This is a genomic window from Nocardia sichangensis, assembly GCF_047200615.1.
Lineage (GTDB): Bacteria > Actinomycetota > Actinomycetes > Mycobacteriales > Mycobacteriaceae > Nocardia > Nocardia sichangensis.
In genome coordinates, this window is sequence record NZ_JBJZOK010000004.1 from 284896 (window position 1) to 303651 (window position 18756).

Genomic DNA, 18756 nt, shown 5'->3' on the forward strand with positions numbered 1-18756 from the left:
AATTCGGCTGCGCGGTGGTCAGTCCCAGCTGAGCCCACCCCGTCGCCATTCGTAGGCGTAGGCCACCGAGACGTTGACGATGAACAACGCCATCGCGGCCAGACCGAAGAGACCGAGCGCATCGAAGTGGACTGCCCACGGGTAGAGGAACACGATCTCGATGTCGAAGATGATGAACAACATGGCGGTGAGGTAGTACTTCACCGGAAAGCGTTGCCCGGTAACGTTTCCCGGTCCGCCCGCCACGGCATGCGACGTGGGTTCGATACCGCATTCGTAGGGTTCCAGCTTTGCCCGGTTTCGTCGTTTCGGGCCGACCAGGGCGGACAGGACGATGGAGAACAGCGCGAACGCCGCCGCGATCGCGCCGAGTACGAGTGTCGGCACCTCGATGTTCACGACTGCACTTCCCCTCCTTGCGAGCGGCAGCTGACAACAGCGTCCGAGGCGGGCTGACGTCGTTGTCCGCCTCGGCCAGACTCGCCCCTCGGCTCCACCCGGGGACGGTCATGACCGGATCCGTCTCCGTGTGAGGTAGGGCACAGCCTACAACTGAACCGGCGGCCCGCACCGCGTTTGGCGACGTCGTTTGATCGAATTCAGTACAAGCATTTATGACCGAAACGGTGGTAATCCGCGCGAGGGTTCCGCACCGTTGGGTGAACGGTCAGTTGGAAACGTTGAGGTGTCGGGTACGGCGACGTCAAATGTGGTCCCGAGCGGGTTCGCAGTCGGAAAAAGGCGGCAAACTGCGCGGCGAACAACGGCGCCGAGGGCGGCGCGGTCGAGGGTCGCTTACCGGCGGCCCGGGCGCGGCGGCGCGCCCGGGTGAATTAATTCATGATCGCTATGAATCGCTGGCGGGTTCAGGCCGCGGAGCGGCTGCGCAGCAGAGCCACGACGGCCTCGGTGAGCCGGAGCGGATCGATGGGATGCGCCACCGCTGCCTCCGCGCGCGACCAGCTGGCAAGCCATGCGTCGTCGGCCCTGCCGGTGAGCACCAGCAGCGGCGGGCACGGATCGACTTCGTCCTTCAACTGCTTCGCGATGCCGAGCCCGCCGACGGGGGCGGCCTCGCCGTCGAGCACGGCCAAGTCGATGCCACCGGCGTCCAGCTGCGCGATCACCACGGGAGCGGTGGCGACCTCCAGGTACTCGAACTCCGGTAGCTCTGCGCTCGGACGCTTGCCCAAGGCCTGGATCACCTGGCGCCTGGTGTCGGCGTCGTTGCTGTACACGAGGACCCGCAGTGGGGTGGAACGAGTGGAATCGGCCACGAACGGCATGGTACGTCCGCGAGGGCATACCGCGTGGCAGGTTCGGCGCAGATGGTTCACACGCGTCGTGCGCGGCGCGTCACCAGTGCGGTCGTCCGGCGAAAGCCGATGGCAAGCAGTTGATAAGGATCTGCCGGTAAAGTCCGGCCAATGCGGGGAGATATCACGCAGGCCCTCGTCGACACCGACGTATGGACCGATGAAATGCTCGGCAGCGCCGGGATTCCGGTGTTCGACGTACCGTTCGTGACCATCGGCAGCGGGATCGGATCGTTCGTCACCTACGACACGCTCCGGATCTTCGGCGTGCCCGCCGAAGCGATGGCGGTGCTCGGTCCGCAGGAGCACCCGTGGACCTCCTACGAGTACCTCACCAGGGTGTCGCAGATCCCCCGTGGCGAACGCCTGCGCAGCGACTCGGCCTCCACGCCGGACAACATCTGGGGCTTTCCGTCCTACGCGGTGCGGGAGGCGATCGCGGACAAGTCGATCAAGCCGCTGTGGAACGTCTTCGTCGAGCCGATCTTCGCCAACTACTACACCCCGCGTGCGGGCCAGGCGTTCGCCTCCATGGAGCGGGAATTCCACCGCATCGGCTATGCCCGCTCGCTGCACCGCGGGCACGTGCGCATGGTCCGCAAGCGCAACGGCGGCGGATACTTCACCATCCTCACCCCGCCCGCGGGTTCGGCACCGACCAAGCGGGTCGCTTTCCGCAGCACGTATGTCCATGTCGCCGTCGGCTATCCGGGGCTGAAGCTGCTGCCGGATCTGCAGGAGTATCGCGAGACCCATCGTGATCCGACCCGTGTGGTCAATGCCTACGAGCCGCACGAGCACGTCTACCAGGCGCTCCAGCGGCGGCCCGGCACGGTGCTGATCCGTGGCAGCGGGATCGTGGCCAGCCGCGTCCTGCAACGGCTCATCGACGATCGGGACAAGTACCGGCTCGACACCCGGATCCTGCACCTGTTCCGCACGTATATCGCAGGCTCGCACGGCAAGAACATCTTCAGCAGGCGCAAGGGCGGCGACGGATGGGCCTACCAGGGTTTCAACTATCCGAAGTCGGTGTGGGGCGGTCAGCTCAAGCAGAAGGTGCGACGACTGCAAGGCGAGGAACGGGCGCGCGCGTACAAGGAGATCTCCGGCACCAACACCCCCATCCGCGACAACTGGCAGGAACAGTTGCGCCGTGGCCGCCGGGAGGGGTGGTACCAGGTGATGGCCGGCACGATGCGCGCTCCGCGTCCTGCCGCTGGACGGCAAGGCGTGGTCGCCACGATTCTTCCGGATTCCAGCGCGCCCTTGCCTTTTCCGCCGCCGACGCAACCGTTCGACACGACCGTCGACTACATCATCGACTGCACGGGGTTGGAAGCCGACGTCCGGGAGCACCGGCTGTTGGCAGACCTGCTCGACCACACCGGCGCGGGCCGTAATCCGCTCGGTCGGCTGGACGTGGACACGACTTTCGAGCTGATCGGCACCCGCAGCGGCACAGGACGGATATACGCCTCCGGCAGCGCGACGCTCGGCGGGCCGTTCGCCGGGGTGGACACCTTCCTCGGCTTGCAGATCGCCGCGCAGGAGATCGCCGACGACCTGGCCGCGGTCGGGTTCTGCCGCAGGATGGGGCCGCTGCGCTCGACGCGGCAATGGTGGCTGTGGGTTACGAACGAGAAGATCTGAGCGATGCTTCCTACCTTGAACGGGCGAATCCAGACCCGTCTGCTCGCGCTGAGCGTGATCGGCTTCGTCGTCGCGCTGCTCATCACCCCGTTCCTGCCGACCGGGTCCTCGAGCATCGGTCAGGCGTACCGGGTGACGTTGTCGGTGCTGCTGGCGACCGTTCTGGTCGGTGTGCTCTGGGAACTGCTCTACCACCTGCTCCAACAGTTCCGCTGGGAGAAGGACTGGCCGACCTTGTTCGGTCTGATCACCATCCTCAACGAGGGAGCGCTGATCTGGGTGCTCGTGCGCTACACCACGGTGGTGCTGCCCGAGCATCTGCGTCCGCCGCTCGCTGCCTTCCTCATCCAGTTCGTCGTCACATGGATCGCCTTCTGGCTCATCGTGAACGGGCCGATGCGGGTGGTCTTCCATCGGTGGCGCTTCCAAGGCGGCCGGTTCCTGTGAGCGCGCAGATCGAGGTGTTGCCCGGCGCCCACCTGGTGGCGAGCGCGAATGGCGCAGTCGTGGTCGTCGCGCACCGGGGCGACGGGCTCCTCACGGCGGACACGGTCGCTGCCCGCACGATGACGGCGCTGCTGGACATCGTGCGCGAAGCCGTCGCGCGCGACCGGCGCCGCAGCGGGCGCGCGGTGGCGCGACTGGCCACGACCTGGCTGATGGGCCTGTCCAACGGCGAGGAGGACGAAGTCGAATTCGGGGTGATCACGCCGGTGGACCAAGGTCTCGCGGTGTTCCTGCACGGTGGGGTCACCGCGGTGCTCGCCGGTCCGGGCCACACGGAGGTGCTGCGCGGCCGGGACGCCGGATTCACCGTCGACCGCATGGTGACGCCCGCACCCGGCAGCGGCGCCGGGTTGTTCGTGGACGAGGCGGGCTGGACCGCGGAATCGCTACCGGGGCGGGGGATTCTGTCGCTGGATGCGGGCGCCGCGCCAGGGTCCGGCGCGGTGCTGTGGTCGGGCGCGATCGGTGATGTGCCGGACGGCCACGGTGACGCCGAGTCCGCGCGGCGACCGCACGCCGGATCCGCGCCGCCATCTCCCGTCGAGCCCCGGCCGGAGCCGCCGCACGTCGCGCCACGACCGGCGGCCGAACCGCATCGCGTCGAGGATCGGCCGCCGATGCCGGATCAGATGCCGCAGCCGATTCGCACCGCCGGACCGCAAGCGATGCCGCAACCACACCGGCCGGGCGGGCAGGCTGGTTCCGAGGCGTCCGAAGCGCAACCACGGCGGGCGCCGAGCCTGCGGAAGGGCGAGGAGTCCGGCGATGCCGCGACGGAAGTCGATCTCCAAGCGCCGGCGCGGCGGGCCACGCCACCCGACGGCGTGACGCCTTCGGCGGCGCAGCCCGTACCACCGGCGCCGGACCAGAGCCCGGCGCGGCCCGCGCACCGCACCGATCGGGATCACGCGATCGCCAACGACGCGAATCTCGCCGAGACGATGGTTCCCTCGACCGGCGTCGTCGCCGACGCGCTCGGGTCGACCGGCTCGAACGCACTGGGACATCGCGTGATCGTGCCGGGTTTCCAATGCGCCCGGCATCATCACAACGATCCTCGGGTGTCGTTCTGCGCGGTCTGCGGGATCCGGATGGATCAGCTCACCTGCGTGCTCAGCGAAGGGGTGCGCCCACCGCTCGGTGTGTTGCTACTGGACGACGGCACGTCGTTCGTCCTGGACAGCGACTGCGTTCTCGGCCGCGAACCGGAGCATTCGGACGCGGTCGCGCGTGGTGCGCGCCCGGTGCGGCTGGAGGACAGCTCGGGCGGAATGTCGCGGGCGCATGCGGAGATCCGCCTCGTCGACTGGGATGTCACGGTCGTGGACGGCGGTTCCACCAACGGCACCCACATTCGTCATCCCGGACGCCAGGACTGGGTCCGAGCGGTCCCCGGCCAGCCGATCGCCCTCGCACCCGGAGCCCAGATCCAACTGGGCGGCCGCGTGCTCACCTTCGACTCCCAGCACGGCCAGCTGTAGCCGCGGGTGGCGTCGCTCAGGTGTGGCGGAAACGGATGATGCCCGACCAGGGGGTGCGCATGGGTTTGCGGGGGTCGGGCTGGGGGAGATAGGTGAAGGGACGTAGGTACCAAGGTGCGCGGTGGAACTTGCGGGCGTGCAGCAGCAGGCTTTCCAGTTCGATCGGCTGCCAGCCGAGGTCTTCGAAGAAGCGGACGCCGTTGGCGGGTTCGAACTGCATCGGCGCGTTGGCGAAGGTGTCGCCGGAGCGCATCTTGCGCATGCCCAGACTCAGGTCAAGCAGCCACCAGGCGATCTCGGGGCGGGCCAGTGCGGTCGCGAGATCGGTGACCGTCGGCGGGTCGAGGTACATCAGCAGCCCCTCGGTGAGCACCAGGGCCTTGGACGCGCCGGTGGCGCTCGGGCCGATCGCGCCGAGCGCCTCGTCGAGGAACTTCATCCGCGCGTCCGGGTCGGCGAGATCGACCGCGCGGCGGATGAGCACGCAGTGCGGCGTCTCGCCGGCGAGGGCGCTGTCCTTCTCGGCGACGATCTCGGGGAGGTCCGCCTCGATCCAGAGCAACTCGTCGGGCAGATCGAGCCGGTAGGGGCGAGCGTCCAGACCGGCGGCGAGGTTGAGGACGCGGTCGCAGCCCTCGCCGATCGCGGTGGCTATGAGGTCATCGATCAGTTTGGTCCGCGTGACGATCGGCCACCCGTCGCGCATCACCGTAGGCGCGTTGTCGGCGATGGCGTGGCCGCGTTCGCCGGCCAGCCGGTCGGCGAGCGGATCGCGGAACAGCGCGTCCGGGCGGATCGTCTCGCGTGCCCGGTAGGCCGCGACCCAGCGCGCGGTGTCCGAGACGTTGGACGGAACATCCCCTCGGGTCATGCGAGTCAGTCTGTCATATTCGTCCAGTCGGTTTCCGTGGCGGCTGTGGTGCCGGTTCGCGCAGGTCGCGGGCCTCAATGCGGGTGGAAGGCGTCGGAACCGACCTCCGCGGGGTCGAGCAGATGGGCGAGGAACAGGCGGGTGGTCGGCGTCGGTGTGCGGGTGGTGATGGCATGCCAGGGACGATCCAGCGGGGTGCCCTCGACCGGGAGCACGCGCAGCGCGCCGTTCTCCAGGTCCTGGGAGATGGCGTCGCTGTGGATCAACGTCACGCCGAGTCCTTCTCGCGCGGCGGCGAGGACGGCGCCGTGGGAGCCGAGAGTGAGCACGGGCGGTTCGATCCGGAGTTGGTCGAGTAAGGCGAGGGTGGCCTCGCGGGTGCCGGAGCCGCGCCCGCGCAGCAGCCAGGTGGTGTGCAGCGGGTCGAGTTCCGGTAGGCCGACCACGACCAGACGGCTGGGCCGCCGGGCGCGCACCACCAGCCCGGTGTCGCGTGGTGGGCGGCCTGCGATGACGAGATCCGTTTCATGGTGCTGCAATTCGAGGAACAGCGCGTCGCGCGGATGCACCGACAGGCTCAGTTCGATGTCGGGGAACCGGCGGCGGAACGAGGCGAGCGGCCGCAGCAGGACGTACTCGCCCGCGGTGGCGACCACGCCGATCCGCAGCCGCCCGGTCTCGGCGCGGCGCACGGCCGCCTGCGCCTCCTTCATCAACCCGAGGATGCCGCGGCAGTACTCGGCGTAGACGCGCCCGGCCTCCGTGAGCGCGATGCCGCGCCCGGACTTCGCGATGAGCTTTGCCCCCAGCAGTTTCTCGATGTGCGCGACGGCCGCGGAGACGGCGGCCTCGGTGATGTGCAACTGCGCCGCGGCGCGGCGGATGCTGCCGTGGCGGGCGACGGCCAGGAAGGTTTCCATCCGAGCCGCGCTCACCATACCCACCCGAGAACGGTAACAAACTCAACGAATATGTTGAGTGTCGCGAGAAACAATCAAATTGTTTGTCGGTATCCGGCCCGTCATCCTGGAAATCCCAAGGCACGCCCGTTCGCCCGGGTGCGGGTGTCCCGCAGTGGCACAGCAGGAGGAACGATGGCCGAAGAAACCGAACGCGACCGCTGGGATCCGGGTGTCCAATCCTATGCGTCGATGGGGTATTACGCGCCCGACTACCAGCCGTCGGATACCGACGTGCTCGCCGTGTTCCGGGTGACTCCGCAGCGCGGTGTCGATCCGATCGAGGCGGCGGCCGCGGTGGCGGGTGAATCCTCCACGGCGACCTGGACGGTGGTGTGGACCGACCGGCTCACCGCCCACTCGCGCTACCAGGCGAAGTGTTACCGCATCGACGAGGTCCCGGGGCGGCCGGGGGAGTACTTCGCCTATATCGCTTACGATCTCGACTTGTTCGAGGAGGGATCGATCACCAACCTGACCTCCTCGATCATCGGCAACGTGTTCGGGTTCAAGCCGCTGCTGGCGCTGCGGCTGGAGGACATGCGCATTCCGGTGGCGTACGTCAAGACGTTCCAAGGGCCGCCGCACGGCACGGTGATGGAACGCGAATATCTCAACAAATACGGCAGGCCTCTGCTCGGCGCGACGGTGAAACCGAAACTCGGGCTATCCGCCCGCAATTATGGACGCGTCATCTACGAGGCATGCAAAGGCGGCCTGGATTTCACCAAGGACGACGAGAACATCAACTCGCAGCCGTTCATGCGCTGGCGCGACCGGTACCTGTTCGCGATGGAGGGCGTCAACCGTGCGATGGCGGAGACCGGCGAAATCAAAGGCCATTACCTGAATGTGACCGCGGCGTCGATGGAGCAGATGTACGAGCGCGCGGAGTTCGCCAAGGAACTCGGCAGCGTCGTCATCATGATGGACCTCACCGTCGGCTTCACCGCGATGCAGTCGATGTCGCATTGGGCGCGCCGCAACGGGGTGCTGCTGCATCTGCATCGCGCGGGGCATTCCACCTACACCCGGCAGAAGACGCACGGCGTCAGCTTCCGGGTGCTGGCCAAGTGGTGCAGGCTGATCGGCGTCGACCATCTGCACGCGGGCACCGTGGTCGGGAAACTGGAGGGCGACCCGGCGACGACCAAGGGGTTCTACGACACGCTGCGGGAGAACCACATCCGGACCGAGCCGGCCAACGGGATCTTCTTCGACCAGTACTGGGCGAGCCTGCCCGGTGTGATGCCGGTGGCTTCCGGCGGCATCCATGCCGGGCAGATGCATCAGTTGCTCGACCTGTTCGGTGACGACGTGGTGCTGCAGTTCGGCGGCGGCACGATCGGGCATCCGCTCGGCATCGCCGCGGGCGCGGAGGCGAACCGGGTCGCGCTGGAGGCGGTCGTGCAGGCCCGCAACGAAGGCCGCGACCTGTTGAAGGAAGGCCCCGATGTGCTCAGGAAGGCGGCCGAGATCTGCCGTCCGCTCGATGTCGCGCTTGCCACCTGGGGCGATGTCACCTTCGACTACACCTCCACCGACGCGCCGGACGCCGTGCCGACGGCCAGCCGCTGACCATCCAGGAAGGACGAGCCGATGTATCTGAGGCACGGAACATTCTGCTACCTGCCGCCGCTGACCGACGAGCAGATCGCCGCCCAAGTGCGCTACGCATTGCTCAACAGCTGGCCGGTGTCCATCGAGTACACCGACGATCCGCACCCGCGTAATGCCTATTGGGAGATGTGGGGGCTGCCGCTGTTCGACTTGGACGAGCCCGACGGTGTGCTGGCCGAGATCAACGCGTGCCGGGCGACTTTCCCCCGGCACTACGTGCGGGTGCTCGCCTACGACGCCCGCTACACCAGGCAGACGACGGCGCTGAGTTTCCTGGTGCAACGACCGCCCGACGAGCCGGGTTTCGTGCTCACCCGCACCGAGGGTCCCGACCGGATGCAGACATACGGCCTGCATTCGTATGCCACGACCGTCCGGCCGGGAGAGCGGTATGGCGGCTGAGCGCAACGGCTCCGGATTCCGTCTGCACCGGCCGGGGGCTGATGTCCCCGGCGCGGTGCGGACGGCGTCGCCCGATCCGGAAGAGCCGGAAATCCTGGCCGAGGACGCGGTGCTGGACTTGTCGAGCGACATCGCGGGTCACGACGTCGAGGAAACGTTGCGCAGGCTGGACGCGGAGTTGATCGGGCTGGCTCCGGTGAAGCGGCGGGTCCGCGAGATCGCGGCGCTGCTGTTGATCGACCGTGCCCGGCAACGTTTCGGACTGACCTCCTCGCGGCCGACCATGCACATGAGCTTCACCGGCGGTCCCGGCACGGGCAAGACCACGGTGGCATTGCGGATGGCGCAGATGCTGCACGCCCTGGGCTACATCCGCAAACCGAAAGTGCACACGGTCACCCGCGACGATCTCGTGGGTCAGTTCATCGGGCACACCGCACCGAAAACCAAAGAGGCGCTGGCCAAGGCGGCGGGCGGGGTGCTGTTCATCGACGAGGCCTACTACCTGTTCCGGCCGGAGAACGAACGCGACTACGGGCAGGAGGTGATCGAGATCCTGTTGCAGGAGATGGAGAACGAACGCGCCAGCCTGGTGGTGATCTTCGCGGGCTACCCCGACCGGATGGACCGCTTCTTCTCCGCCAATCCGGGCCTGTCCTCGCGGGTGGCCCACCACCTGGAGTTCGCCGACTACACGCACGCGGAGCTGCTGGGAATCGCCGAGCTCATGGTGGCGGCGGAGAACTTCCACTTCGACGACGCGGCGTGGACCGCTTTCGGGGAGTACCTGGAACACCGGATGGCCCGCCCGCGCTTCTCCAACGCGCGCAGCGTCCGCAACGCGCTCGACCGTTGCCGGTTGCGGCAGGCCAAGCGTCTCGTGGAACTGCGCAGACCGCTGACCAAGACCGATTTGATCACGCTGACCGACCGGGATGTCTACGGCAGCAGCGTGTTCACCGACCCCGAGCCCGCCGGCGAGCCGACCGTGTGACCCCGGTGACGAGATCGAGGCGTTATGCCAGAAGGACTGAAGACCCTCACCCGCTTCACCATCGAACAGGAGCATCGGCATCCCGGATCGTCCGGTGAGTTCTCCGCCCTGGTGAACGTGATCGCGACCGCGACGAAGATCGTCGCCAATCAGGTCACCAGGGGCGCGATCGTCGGCTCGATCGGTGCGTCCGAGCCGGACAATCTGCCGCCGACGGTGCATCGCAAGCTGGACGCGATCACCAACGACATCATCGTCGCCGAAACTCAATGGACCGGGCACCTTTCGGCGTTGCTGTCCGAACAGATCAGCGAGATCCATCCGGTGCCCGCCACCCATCGGCGCGGGAAGTACCTGCTGGCCTTCGATCCGCTGGACGGTTCGTCGAACATCGACGTAAATCTGCCGGTGGGCACCATCTTCAGCGTGCTGCGCGCGCCCGCGCAGGGCCCGGGCCCCGCGGCGGCCGACTTCCTGCAGCCCGGCGTCGAGCAGGTGTGCGCGGGGTTCACCCTGTACGGGCCCGCGACCATGCTGGTGCTGACGACCGGCAGCGGGGTCGACGGGTTCACCCTGGACCGGGAGATCGGCGCGTTCGTGCTGACCCACCCGCGGATGCGCATCCCCGAGGACACCTCTGGATTCGCGATCAACGCGGCGAATGAGCGGTTCTGGGAACGACCGGTGCGCCGTTACGTGCACGAGTGCCTCGACGGCGTCGACGGCCCCCGCGAGCGGGATTTCAATATGCGCTGGGTGGCCTCGCTGGTCGCCGACACCTTTCACATCCTGACCCGAGGCGGGGTGTACCTGTACCCCCGCGACACCCGCCCGCCCACGCGTCCGGGAAGGGTGGCATTGCTCTACGGCGCCAATCCGATCGCGTTCATCGTCGAACAGGCCGGGGGCTCCGCGACCACCGGCAGCGAGCGAGTGCTGGAAGTGACGCCCGGCGACGTCCATCAGCGGGTGCCGCTGATCTTCGGCTCCCGCAACGAAGTCGAGCGCATCGAGCGGTATCACCGCGAACCGGACGAGGGCCCCAGCTTCGACAGCTCGCTGTTCGGCAGGCGGTCGCTGTTTCGTCCGGCCCAGCGCTGAAGAGGAGAACCATGTCGGTCAAGCACCCGGTCGTCGCCATCACCGGGTCCTCCGGGGCGGGGACCTCCAGCGTGACGCGGACCTTCCAGGAGATCTTCCGCCGCGAAGAGATCAACGCGGCCATCGTCGAGGGCGACGCGTTCCACCGTTACGACCGCAACGAGATGAAACTGGCCATGGCCGAGGCGGAGCAGAGCCGCAATCTGCGGTTCTCGCATTTCGGGGAGGAGGCCAACCTGCTGAAGGAACTGGAGACGCTGTTTCGCGACTACGGCGAGACCGGGGTCGGAACGGTGCGCCGGTACCTGCACGACGAGGCCGAGGCGAAGCCCTACGGCCAGCCGCCGGGCACCTTCACGCCGTGGGAGGAGCTGACGCCGGGCAGCGACCTGCTGTTCTACGAGGGCCTGCACGGCGCGGCGGTCACCTCCACCGTGGATGTGGCGCGATACACCGATCTGCTGGTCGGCGTCGTGCCGATCATCAATCTGGAGTGGATTCAGAAGGTGATCCGGGACAAGACCGAGCGCGGGTACTCCAGCGAGGCCGTGATCGATACGATCCTGCGGCGGATGCCGGACTACGTCACCTACATCTGCCCGCAGTTCTCCCGCACCTACGTCAACTTCCAGCGGGTGCCGACCGTGGACACGTCCAATCCGTTCATCGCGCGCACCATTCCGACGGCGGACGAGAGTTTCGTGGTGATCCGGTTCGCGGACCCGAAGGTGATCGACTTCCCCTATCTGCTGTCGATGCTGCACGACTCGTTCATGTCGCGGACGAATTGCATCGTGGTGCCCGGCGGGAAGATGGAGCTGGCCATGCAGCTGATCTTCACGCCGCTGATCCTGCGGTTGATGGACAAGCGGCCGAAACGCTCGTACTGAGGCGCGGCTAGTCGGGGAGAAGAGGAACCGAGAGGCCCTCGCCGCGGTTGAGGAGGGCGGCGCGGGTGACGGCGGCGGAGCCGAAGCGCTTGCGCAAGTCGTCGAGGGTGGCGTCGAGGCTGTTGGTGGCACGGGCTTCGAAGGGCAGGGCGAGCTGGACGGAGTCGGCGTCGTCGAGGTTGGTCAGCGCGAGACCGATCAGGGTGAGGCCGCGTTCCTGGATGAGCGGCATCGCCCCGGCGAGCAGCGTGCGGGCCGCGCTCAGGATCGTCTCGGTGTGGTCGGTGGCCCCGGCGAGAGTATGCGAGCGGGTGGCCCGGGTGAAATCGTCGAAACGCAGGCGTAGCACCACGGTTCGGCATACCCGGTCGGCGGTGCGTAGGCGACGGCCGAGCCGATCGGTGAGCCCGTGCAGATAGGCCTCGATCTCGTCCGGCGGCCGGTGCTTGCGGCCGAGGGCACGCTGGGCGCCGATCGAGCGCCGCCGCCGGCCGGTCTCGACCCGGCGCGGGTCACGCGCCCAGGACAAGGCGTAGAGGTGGCGTGCCGCGGCGGGACCGAGGATCGCCCGCAGCGGGCGCTCGCCGAGTTCGGCCAGTTGGCCCACCCGCGTGATGCCGTGCTCGTGCAACGTGCGCGCGGTGACATCGCCTACACCCCAGAGCCTTTCGACCGGCAGCGGATGCAGGAAGTCCAGTTCGCCGTCCGGCGGCACCAGCCGTAATCCGTCGGGTTTGGCGACGGCGCTGGCCACCTTGGCGAGGAACTTGGTGCGAGCGATGCCCACCGAGATGGGCAGGCCGACCCGGTCGCGGACTTCCGCACGCAGCCGCGTCGCGATGGCGACGGGCTCGCCCGCGATCCGGCGCAGTCCGCCGACGTCGAGAAAGGCCTCGTCGATCGAGACGCCCTCGACCACGGGTGTGGTGTCGCGGAAGATCTCGAAGACGGCTCTGCTCGCCTCGGCGTAGGCGGACATGCGCGGCGGCACCACGATCGCGTGCGGGCACAACCGGCGCGCCTGTCCGCCGTTCATCGGGGTGCGCACTCCGAACGCCTTCGCTTCGTAGCTGGCAGCCAGGACGACGCCGCCGCCGACGATCACCGGTTTGCCGCGCAGCCACGGGTCGTCCCGCTGCTCGACCGAGGCATAGAAGGAGTCGAGGTCGGCATGCAGGATCGATGCCTCCGGCCGCGCGAGAATCCGGGGCCTGCCGGATCGGGAGACGGGCGCGTCGGACACGAACATATGTTCGCATATGGCCCCGACAGGGTGCGGTCGGAGCGGGCGGATCTACTGGTTGCCTCCGTAGTAACCCACCCAAACCGGTAACCTGTTCCCACGACGGGGCACAGCTCGGATGAGGGAGTCGGTACGGTGCGTGGATTCGGGGATCTGGAGGCGGTGATCATGGACCGCATCTGGGATCAGGACGCAGAGGACACAACGGTGCGTGAGATCTTCGACGAACTGTCGGCTCAGCGCGACATCGCGTATACGACGGTGATGTCGACCATGGACAACCTGCATCGCAAGGGGTGGCTGGCGCGCGAACGCGCGGGCAAGGCCTATCGATACTGGCCGACGCTCACCAGGGAAGAACACAGCGCCCGGCTCATGCTGGAGGCGCTGGGTTCCGGCGGACGCTCGGATCTGGTGCTCAGCCATTTCGTCGATCGGATCAGCGCCGAGGAGTCGGCTGGGCTGCGTGCCGCGCTACGCAGACTCGCGGCGCGTAAGTCACCAGAAGTGCCGTGAGCCTGGCCCTGGCTCTGACGTTGTACGGCGGCGTCGTGGCGGCCTTCGGTCCGCCCGTGCTGCGCAGACTGACCCATCGCGGGATCGCGCCGCGGCTGGGTGTGATCGCCTGGGTTGTCGCGATCATCGGTGCGCTGAGCGCATGGGGGGTCGCGGCGGCGGTGCTGACCGTCGAGTTCGCCACCTACTGGGGACATCCGAAGGACGCGTTGCACGCGTGCGCCTCGTTCCTGTGGGCTCCGGTGGATGCGCACGGCGCCGCGGCCGGCCGTGCGGCCACGTTCGCGGTGGCGGCACTGGTGTCCACCGGAACCGTCGCGCTGGTGGCGCGCGCCGTGGGAGTCGTGCTGGACATGCGCAGGCGCACCAGCGTCCACGCGCGGGCGGTCCGTCTGGTCGGCAGGCCGGTGCCGGGAATCGGGGCGGTCGTGCTCGACTCACCGGAGCGGCAGGTGTATTGCGTGCCGGGACGACCCGACACCATCGTGGTCACCACCGCCGCGCTGGCGGCGCTGGACGAGGATCAACTCGCCGCGGTACTCGCGCACGAACGCGCGCACCTGTCCGGCAGGCACGCGGCGTTGACCGCGGTGCTGCGCGCGGTGGCCACCACACTGCCCGGCCTGCGGTTGTTCACCGGTGGCGCGGCCGAGATCGCCCGCCTGCTGGAGATGTGCGCCGACGACAAGGCCGCCGACGAGCACGGTTCGCTGCCGCTGCTCGGCGGGCTGCTGGCGATCGTCGGCATCGTCGAGCCCGCGCCGCCGGGTGCGCTGGCCGCGGCGGGCACGGCGGTACTGGCCCGCGCCGAACGGCTGGCCGACCCGGTCGGCGCGATTCGGCGCGCCACCACCCGCACCGCGTTGCTCGGCGTGATCGCGATGACGGTCGCCGGGTCGGCGCTGGCCGCCGCGCTGGTTGCCTGCGCGGGCACGATGCTGAACTGAGCAGGAGAAGGAGCGCGAATGCGGGCCACCTGGGATCAGGTTTTCGCCTGGCGGCTGGACCGGCACTATGTCTTGTCCCGGACCGACGAAGGTGCGGTAGCGGTGGCCGGGCGTCTGTGTGGTGTCCAGGCTCAGGTCACCTCGGCGGCCGAACTGGCGGTCGCACTGCGCAGCACGAAGCCCGAATCCGGCGTGCTGGTGCGCGCGCTCGACGACGGCGCGCTGATGAAGACCTGGGCGATGCGCGGCACGCTGCACGCGCTGCCTTCGGAACAGGCCGCCGCCGTTCTCGCGCTCATCGGTTCCGCGCGCACCTGGGAGAAACCCTCCTGGCAGAAGAACTTCGGCGCTTCGCCCACGGAGGTGGCGGCACTGACCGAGGCGGTCGCGCAGGTACTCGACGCCGCGGTGCTCACCCGGGAGGAGTTGGTCGAAGCCCTGGTGTCCGCACCGGAATTCCATCGGCTGGGGGAGGAACTGCGATCCGGTTGGGGTGCGCTGCTCAAACCGCTGGCCTGGCAGGGCGTGCTGTGTCACGGCCCGGCACGAGGCACCAAAGTGACCTTCACCAGTCCCGCGCACCTGGTGCGCGACTGGCCCGGCCTGCCCGCTCTCGACGCCGCGGCGCGGGTGGCGATCCTCGGCTATCTCGGCGCCTACGGCCCGGCGACGCCGGAGACCTTCGACGCCTGGCTCAGCCGCAACAGCCTGCGCAAGACCACGGTGCGCCGCTGGTTCGCCGAGTTGGGCGACCTGATCACCGAAATCGACGTGGAGGGCCGCCGCGCCTTCCTGCCGACCGACCAGGTCGACGCACTGGCCGCCGCCGCGCCGAGTGCGACGGTGCACCTGCTCGGCGCCTTCGACCGATACGTGCTGGGACCGGGCACCGGTGACACCGTGCTGCTGCCTGCCGCCCACCGTGCGAAGGTGAGCCGCACCGCGGGCTGGATCTCACCGATCGTCGTGGTGGGTGGGCGCATCGCGGGTGTCTGGGAGCTCGCCGAGGACGCCGTCGAGATCACCATGTTCGACGGTGCGCCGCTGCCTGCGCGGGGCCTGGAAGCGGCCGTCGCCCACGTGGCGCTGGCGGCCGGGCGCGAGAGCCTCACGGTGCGAGTCGCGTAGCGTTGCCATGCTGTGCCGACCGAAATGGGCTACTGGTGCCGATCCCGCCGCTCGTGGTCCGGCGATTTCAGCGCCCAGCCGCTGAACCGCCCGTCGCGTGGGACCCTGGTCGGCGTCCGGTGCTGTTCGGACGTCGACCAGGGATCGACCAAGTGTGCGGTCACGAATCGGCCGATGACAGCCACTACGGACAGCGCCGCGATGGATCCGGAAAGCGCGGCCGCGGATCGCCGAGCCCTTGGCGGCGCGACGCGCGCTGTCGAATCGGCGCTGTCGAGCGGAGTGTCACGCACGGGCCATGGGCTTGGACCCGGATCAGGCGACGGCCGACTCGATAGCCGATTCTGGTTGTGCGACAGTGGGTTTCGTAATACGCGCGGTCGCGCCGACCAAGCCCGCGAGGACCGCGACCACGGCCGTCGCGTACCACCCGTGCCGGAACGCGTCGAGTGTCGCCTCCGGGCTTGTAGGTGAGCCGAGCACCGCGACCAGGCCCGCGACGCCGACGGCGAGACCGAGCTGGCGCGCCATGCTCAGCACGGCCGATCCGGTGGCGAACCGCTGCGGCGGCAGTCCGCCGGTGCCCGCGGCGAAGGCGGTCGGCAGGGTGAGGCCGACGCCGATGCCGCTGACCACCATGCCGCCGAGCAGGCCACCGACATAGTCGGGCGTCAGGGTGACCGCCCGCGCCCACCACAGCATGCCCGCGCCGAACACGATCCCGCCAGCGGCGATGACCGGCCCGGCCCCGATCCGGCCGATCAGCCGTCCCGCCAGGGCGGCGACCACCGGCACCATCAGCGGGCCCGGCGCGATGGCCAGTCCGGTGCGCAACGCCGACCAATCCCAGACGTTCTGCGCCCACAGCACCACCGACAGCAGCATCGCGCCGAAGGCCACGTTGAACAACACCGCGTTGCCGGTCATCCAGGCGAAGTTGGGCGCGCGCAGCAGCGCCGGATCCACCACCGGGCTGTGGTGCCGGGCCGAGGAGACGACGAACGCCACCGTCAGGATCGCCGCCAGCGCGAACGCGACCAGCACCCGCGCCGACGACCAGCCCCAGCCCTCGCCCTTGACGAGGCCGAGCACCAGGCTCGCGATGGCCCCGACCAGCAACGCCGCACCAAGCAGGTCGGGCAGCCGCCCGCCGTCGCCCTCGGGATCGGGCAGCGTCCGCAGTCCGACCACCACGGCGGCCAGACCGATCGGCACATTCACCAGAAATACCCAGCGCCAGCCGAATTCGACGAGAAGGCCGCCGAGGACCGGGCCGAGCGCCGCGCCGAGCCCGCCGAAGGCGACCCACAGCCGCACGGCGGCGGCGCGGCGCGATGGGGGGCTGGCCGCGAGCACCAAGCCGAGCGAGGCGGGCGTCAGCAGCGCGCCGCCGACGGCCTGGAGCACGCGGAACAGCACCAGCGACCCGACGTCCCAGGCGGTGGCGCACAGTGCTGATCCGACGACGAAGACCACCAGCCCGAGCAGGAACGTGGTCCGGATGCTGCGACGGTCGCCCAGTCGTCCCGCCGGGACCAGCAGCGCGGCGAACACGATCGCGTAGGCGTTGAGTACCCAGGACAGTCCCGAGATCTGCGCTCCGCCGAGGTCGGCGGCCATGTCCGGCAGGGCGACGTTGACGATGAACAGGTCCAGGCTCGACAGCAGGACGCCGAGGGAGACGACGGCGAGCACGACCCGGTAGTCGGTGGCCCGGTTGGGCGGCGTGGATGAAGAATGCACGATCGTCTCCGTTCAGCCGAGCACGCGGCGGGTCTGGCGGGCCGAGGCGAGCAGCAGGCCGCTTCGATCCCAGATCGAGGTGTCGTCCACCGACCAGCCGCCGCCGGTCGAGGCGTTCACCGTGCGCACCAGCACTGGCGAGCTCTCGGTCGGCGCGTCGTGCAGGTGCATCGACAACGCCACGGTGGGAATCGCGACGGGCGCGCGCAGTGTGGGAAAGACGGCGGGCGGCAGGGCATCGGCGAGGATCGCGAGGGCCGCGGCATCGGTGGGCAACTCGGGGACGAGTTCGATCCACGCGCACATCATCGGTTCGTCCGCACCGGTCAGCGGCCGCGGCCCGGCTGCCGGACGGATGTCGAAATGCACGCCCACCGGAACGATTTCGGGCGGGAGGGCGAAGTGCGCACAGGAATCGGGATCGGGCACTCGCGGCGCGGGCGCGCCTGCGTAATCCGCGACGCCCGACGCCATGGCGCGACCGAGCGTGACGGACGCCCCGGCGACCGGGCTGCCGTCCTGTTCGGCGCCCACCTCCACCACGACGGTGCTGCGGCCGACGGCGCGTGCGGTCGCGTGGAAGGTGAGCACTTCGTCTGTGGGGCGGCCCAGGAACCGGAGGTCCACGGCCCGCACCGGCAGCGGTTCCGCGGCGGCCGCGCGAGCCACCTCGATGAGCAGTGCCGCGATCACGCCGCCGTGCGGGCCGGTCCAGCCGCGCCAGGACCGGTCGACGCGCGCCTGCCACCCAGCGGTGCCGGTCTCGGTGAGCGCGAACTCCTCGGCGAGCGTCCGCTTAGTGAGTTGTTTCATGCAACGCACCATAAGCGAGTGAGTTCTATGAAGCAACCGACTATGCTGACGGATATGCGCAGGACGAGCTTCGAGGACATGAACTGCTCGCTGGCCCAGTGCCTCGAGGTGGTCGGAGAGTGGTGGACGCTGCTGATCGTGCGCGACGCTCTGTTCGGCGTGACGCGCTTCGACGACTTCCACACCCGTCTCGGCATCGCCCGCAACGTGCTCACCCAGCGTCTCGAGCATCTGATCGAGCATGGGGTACTGACCAGAGAGCCCTACCAGGACAATCCGGTTCGCTACGACTACCGGCTCACCCCGAAAGGCCGTTCGCTGTGGCTTGTCGTCACCGCGATGCGTCAGTGGGGCGACGAATGGGCCGCCCCGGACGGCCCGCCGGTGCAGACCGTACACACCACGTGCGGGAACCTCGCGACCGTCGAACCGGTGTGCTCCGAGTGTGGTGAGCACATCGCCCCACGCGACCTGCGCCCCGTTCTCGGCCCCGGCGCCAAGGATCCTTCCCTCCTGCCATCGCGCTGAGGCGGGTGCGGCCGGTTCCGCGTTCACCGCCGCGCGGCGATAGG

Annotated in this window: 19 protein-coding genes; 12 read left to right on the forward strand and 7 right to left on the reverse strand. The window is 68.9% G+C overall.

Annotation, left to right across the window (positions count from 1 at the left end; genetic code table 11):
- Nucleotides 1-18: 18 nt before the first annotated feature.
- Nucleotides 19-399, reverse strand: a complete 381-nt coding sequence (locus ACL03I_RS07815) for an NADH-quinone oxidoreductase subunit A (protein ID WP_412805518.1) — start codon at nucleotides 397-399, stop codon at nucleotides 19-21.
- A gap of 467 nt (nucleotides 400-866) precedes the next feature.
- Entirely contained in the window at nucleotides 867-1286 is a 420-nt protein-coding gene (locus tag ACL03I_RS07820; RefSeq protein ID WP_355073991.1) for an Rv3143 family two-component system response regulator, read from the reverse strand.
- A gap of 141 nt (nucleotides 1287-1427) precedes the next feature.
- On the opposite strand from ACL03I_RS07820, the gene ACL03I_RS07825 reads away from it, so the two are divergent.
- From ACL03I_RS07825 to ACL03I_RS07835, 3 genes are read left to right on the forward strand one after another with little or no spacing between them, the layout of a single operon-like run.
- A complete protein-coding gene (locus ACL03I_RS07825; protein ID WP_364426404.1) occupies nucleotides 1428-2969 on the forward strand; it encodes a hypothetical protein in 1542 nt (513 codons plus the stop codon).
- Between the two features lie 3 nt (nucleotides 2970-2972).
- On the forward strand, nucleotides 2973-3416 hold the full coding sequence (locus ACL03I_RS07830; RefSeq protein WP_355073988.1) for a hypothetical protein: 444 nt from the start codon (nucleotides 2973-2975) through the stop codon (nucleotides 3414-3416).
- Nucleotides 3413-4957, forward strand: coding sequence for an FHA domain-containing protein (locus ACL03I_RS07835; protein WP_355073986.1), 1545 nt, complete (start codon nucleotides 3413-3415; stop codon nucleotides 4955-4957). The genes ACL03I_RS07830 and ACL03I_RS07835 overlap by 4 nt, the downstream gene beginning before the upstream one ends.
- Before the next feature lie 16 nt (nucleotides 4958-4973).
- Here ACL03I_RS07835 and ACL03I_RS07840 read toward each other — a convergent pair whose 3' ends face one another.
- Together ACL03I_RS07840 and ACL03I_RS07845 are read right to left on the reverse strand one after the other, a co-directional pair.
- Nucleotides 4974-5828 (reverse strand): class I SAM-dependent methyltransferase, encoded by an 855-nt coding sequence (locus ACL03I_RS07840; protein WP_355073984.1) that lies wholly within the window; start codon nucleotides 5826-5828, stop codon nucleotides 4974-4976.
- A gap of 74 nt (nucleotides 5829-5902) precedes the next feature.
- Nucleotides 5903-6766: a LysR family transcriptional regulator gene (locus ACL03I_RS07845; RefSeq protein WP_355074429.1), complete on the reverse strand. Its 864-nt coding sequence runs from the start codon at nucleotides 6764-6766 to the stop codon at nucleotides 5903-5905.
- A gap of 156 nt (nucleotides 6767-6922) precedes the next feature.
- Between ACL03I_RS07845 and ACL03I_RS07850 the strand changes: the two genes are divergently transcribed.
- The 5 genes from ACL03I_RS07850 to ACL03I_RS07870 are packed head-to-tail and all read left to right on the forward strand — an operon-like array spanning nucleotide 6923 to nucleotide 11794.
- On the forward strand, nucleotides 6923-8365 hold the full coding sequence (locus tag ACL03I_RS07850; protein WP_355073982.1) for a form I ribulose bisphosphate carboxylase large subunit: 1443 nt from the start codon (nucleotides 6923-6925) through the stop codon (nucleotides 8363-8365).
- A 21-nt stretch (nucleotides 8366-8386) separates the two neighbouring features.
- Nucleotides 8387-8809 carry a ribulose bisphosphate carboxylase small subunit gene (locus ACL03I_RS07855; RefSeq protein ID WP_355073980.1) on the forward strand — a complete coding sequence of 141 codons (423 nt, stop codon included), beginning with the start codon at nucleotides 8387-8389 and terminating at the stop codon, nucleotides 8807-8809.
- Nucleotides 8799-9803, forward strand: a complete 1005-nt coding sequence (locus ACL03I_RS07860; RefSeq protein ID WP_412805519.1) for an AAA family ATPase — start codon at nucleotides 8799-8801, stop codon at nucleotides 9801-9803. The genes ACL03I_RS07855 and ACL03I_RS07860 overlap by 11 nt, the downstream gene beginning before the upstream one ends.
- A 24-nt stretch (nucleotides 9804-9827) precedes the next feature.
- Nucleotides 9828-10904: a class 1 fructose-bisphosphatase gene (locus ACL03I_RS07865; RefSeq protein WP_355073977.1), complete on the forward strand. Its 1077-nt coding sequence runs from the start codon at nucleotides 9828-9830 to the stop codon at nucleotides 10902-10904.
- Nucleotides 10905-10915: 11 nt separating this feature from the next.
- Nucleotides 10916-11794 (forward strand): phosphoribulokinase, encoded by an 879-nt coding sequence (locus ACL03I_RS07870; protein ID WP_355073975.1) that lies wholly within the window; start codon nucleotides 10916-10918, stop codon nucleotides 11792-11794.
- Nucleotides 11795-11801: 7 nt separating this feature from the next.
- On the opposite strand, the gene dinB is transcribed toward ACL03I_RS07870, so the two are convergent.
- Complete coding sequence (gene dinB, locus ACL03I_RS07875; protein ID WP_412805520.1) at nucleotides 11802-13043, reverse strand: DNA polymerase IV; 1242 nt, start codon at nucleotides 13041-13043, stop codon at nucleotides 11802-11804.
- Between the two features lie 129 nt (nucleotides 13044-13172).
- On the opposite strand from dinB, the gene ACL03I_RS07880 reads away from it, so the two are divergent.
- The 3 genes from ACL03I_RS07880 to ACL03I_RS07890 are packed head-to-tail and all read left to right on the forward strand — an operon-like array spanning nucleotide 13173 to nucleotide 15628.
- The gene (locus ACL03I_RS07880) at nucleotides 13173-13553 is read left to right on the forward strand and encodes a BlaI/MecI/CopY family transcriptional regulator (protein WP_043691105.1); all 381 of its coding nucleotides are present in this window, start codon (nucleotides 13173-13175) and stop codon (nucleotides 13551-13553) included.
- Nucleotides 13550-14500, forward strand: a complete 951-nt coding sequence (locus ACL03I_RS07885; protein ID WP_412805521.1) for a M56 family metallopeptidase — start codon at nucleotides 13550-13552, stop codon at nucleotides 14498-14500. The genes ACL03I_RS07880 and ACL03I_RS07885 overlap by 4 nt, the downstream gene beginning before the upstream one ends.
- Before the next feature lie 18 nt (nucleotides 14501-14518).
- Nucleotides 14519-15628: a DNA glycosylase AlkZ-like family protein gene (locus ACL03I_RS07890; RefSeq protein ID WP_412805522.1), complete on the forward strand. Its 1110-nt coding sequence runs from the start codon at nucleotides 14519-14521 to the stop codon at nucleotides 15626-15628.
- 315 nt (nucleotides 15629-15943) lie between these two features.
- Here the strand turns inward: ACL03I_RS07890 and ACL03I_RS07895 are convergent, their stop codons facing one another.
- Together ACL03I_RS07895 and ACL03I_RS07900 are read right to left on the reverse strand one after the other, a co-directional pair.
- Entirely contained in the window at nucleotides 15944-17371 is a 1428-nt protein-coding gene (locus tag ACL03I_RS07895) for a DHA2 family efflux MFS transporter permease subunit (protein ID WP_412805523.1), read from the reverse strand.
- Between the two features lie 12 nt (nucleotides 17372-17383).
- Nucleotides 17384-18184, reverse strand: coding sequence for an acyl-CoA thioesterase (locus ACL03I_RS07900; RefSeq protein WP_412805524.1), 801 nt, complete (start codon nucleotides 18182-18184; stop codon nucleotides 17384-17386).
- A 54-nt stretch (nucleotides 18185-18238) separates the two neighbouring features.
- On the opposite strand from ACL03I_RS07900, the gene ACL03I_RS07905 reads away from it, so the two are divergent.
- On the forward strand, nucleotides 18239-18712 hold the full coding sequence (locus tag ACL03I_RS07905) for a winged helix-turn-helix transcriptional regulator (RefSeq protein ID WP_355073965.1): 474 nt from the start codon (nucleotides 18239-18241) through the stop codon (nucleotides 18710-18712).
- Nucleotides 18713-18756 lie beyond the last annotated feature (44 nt).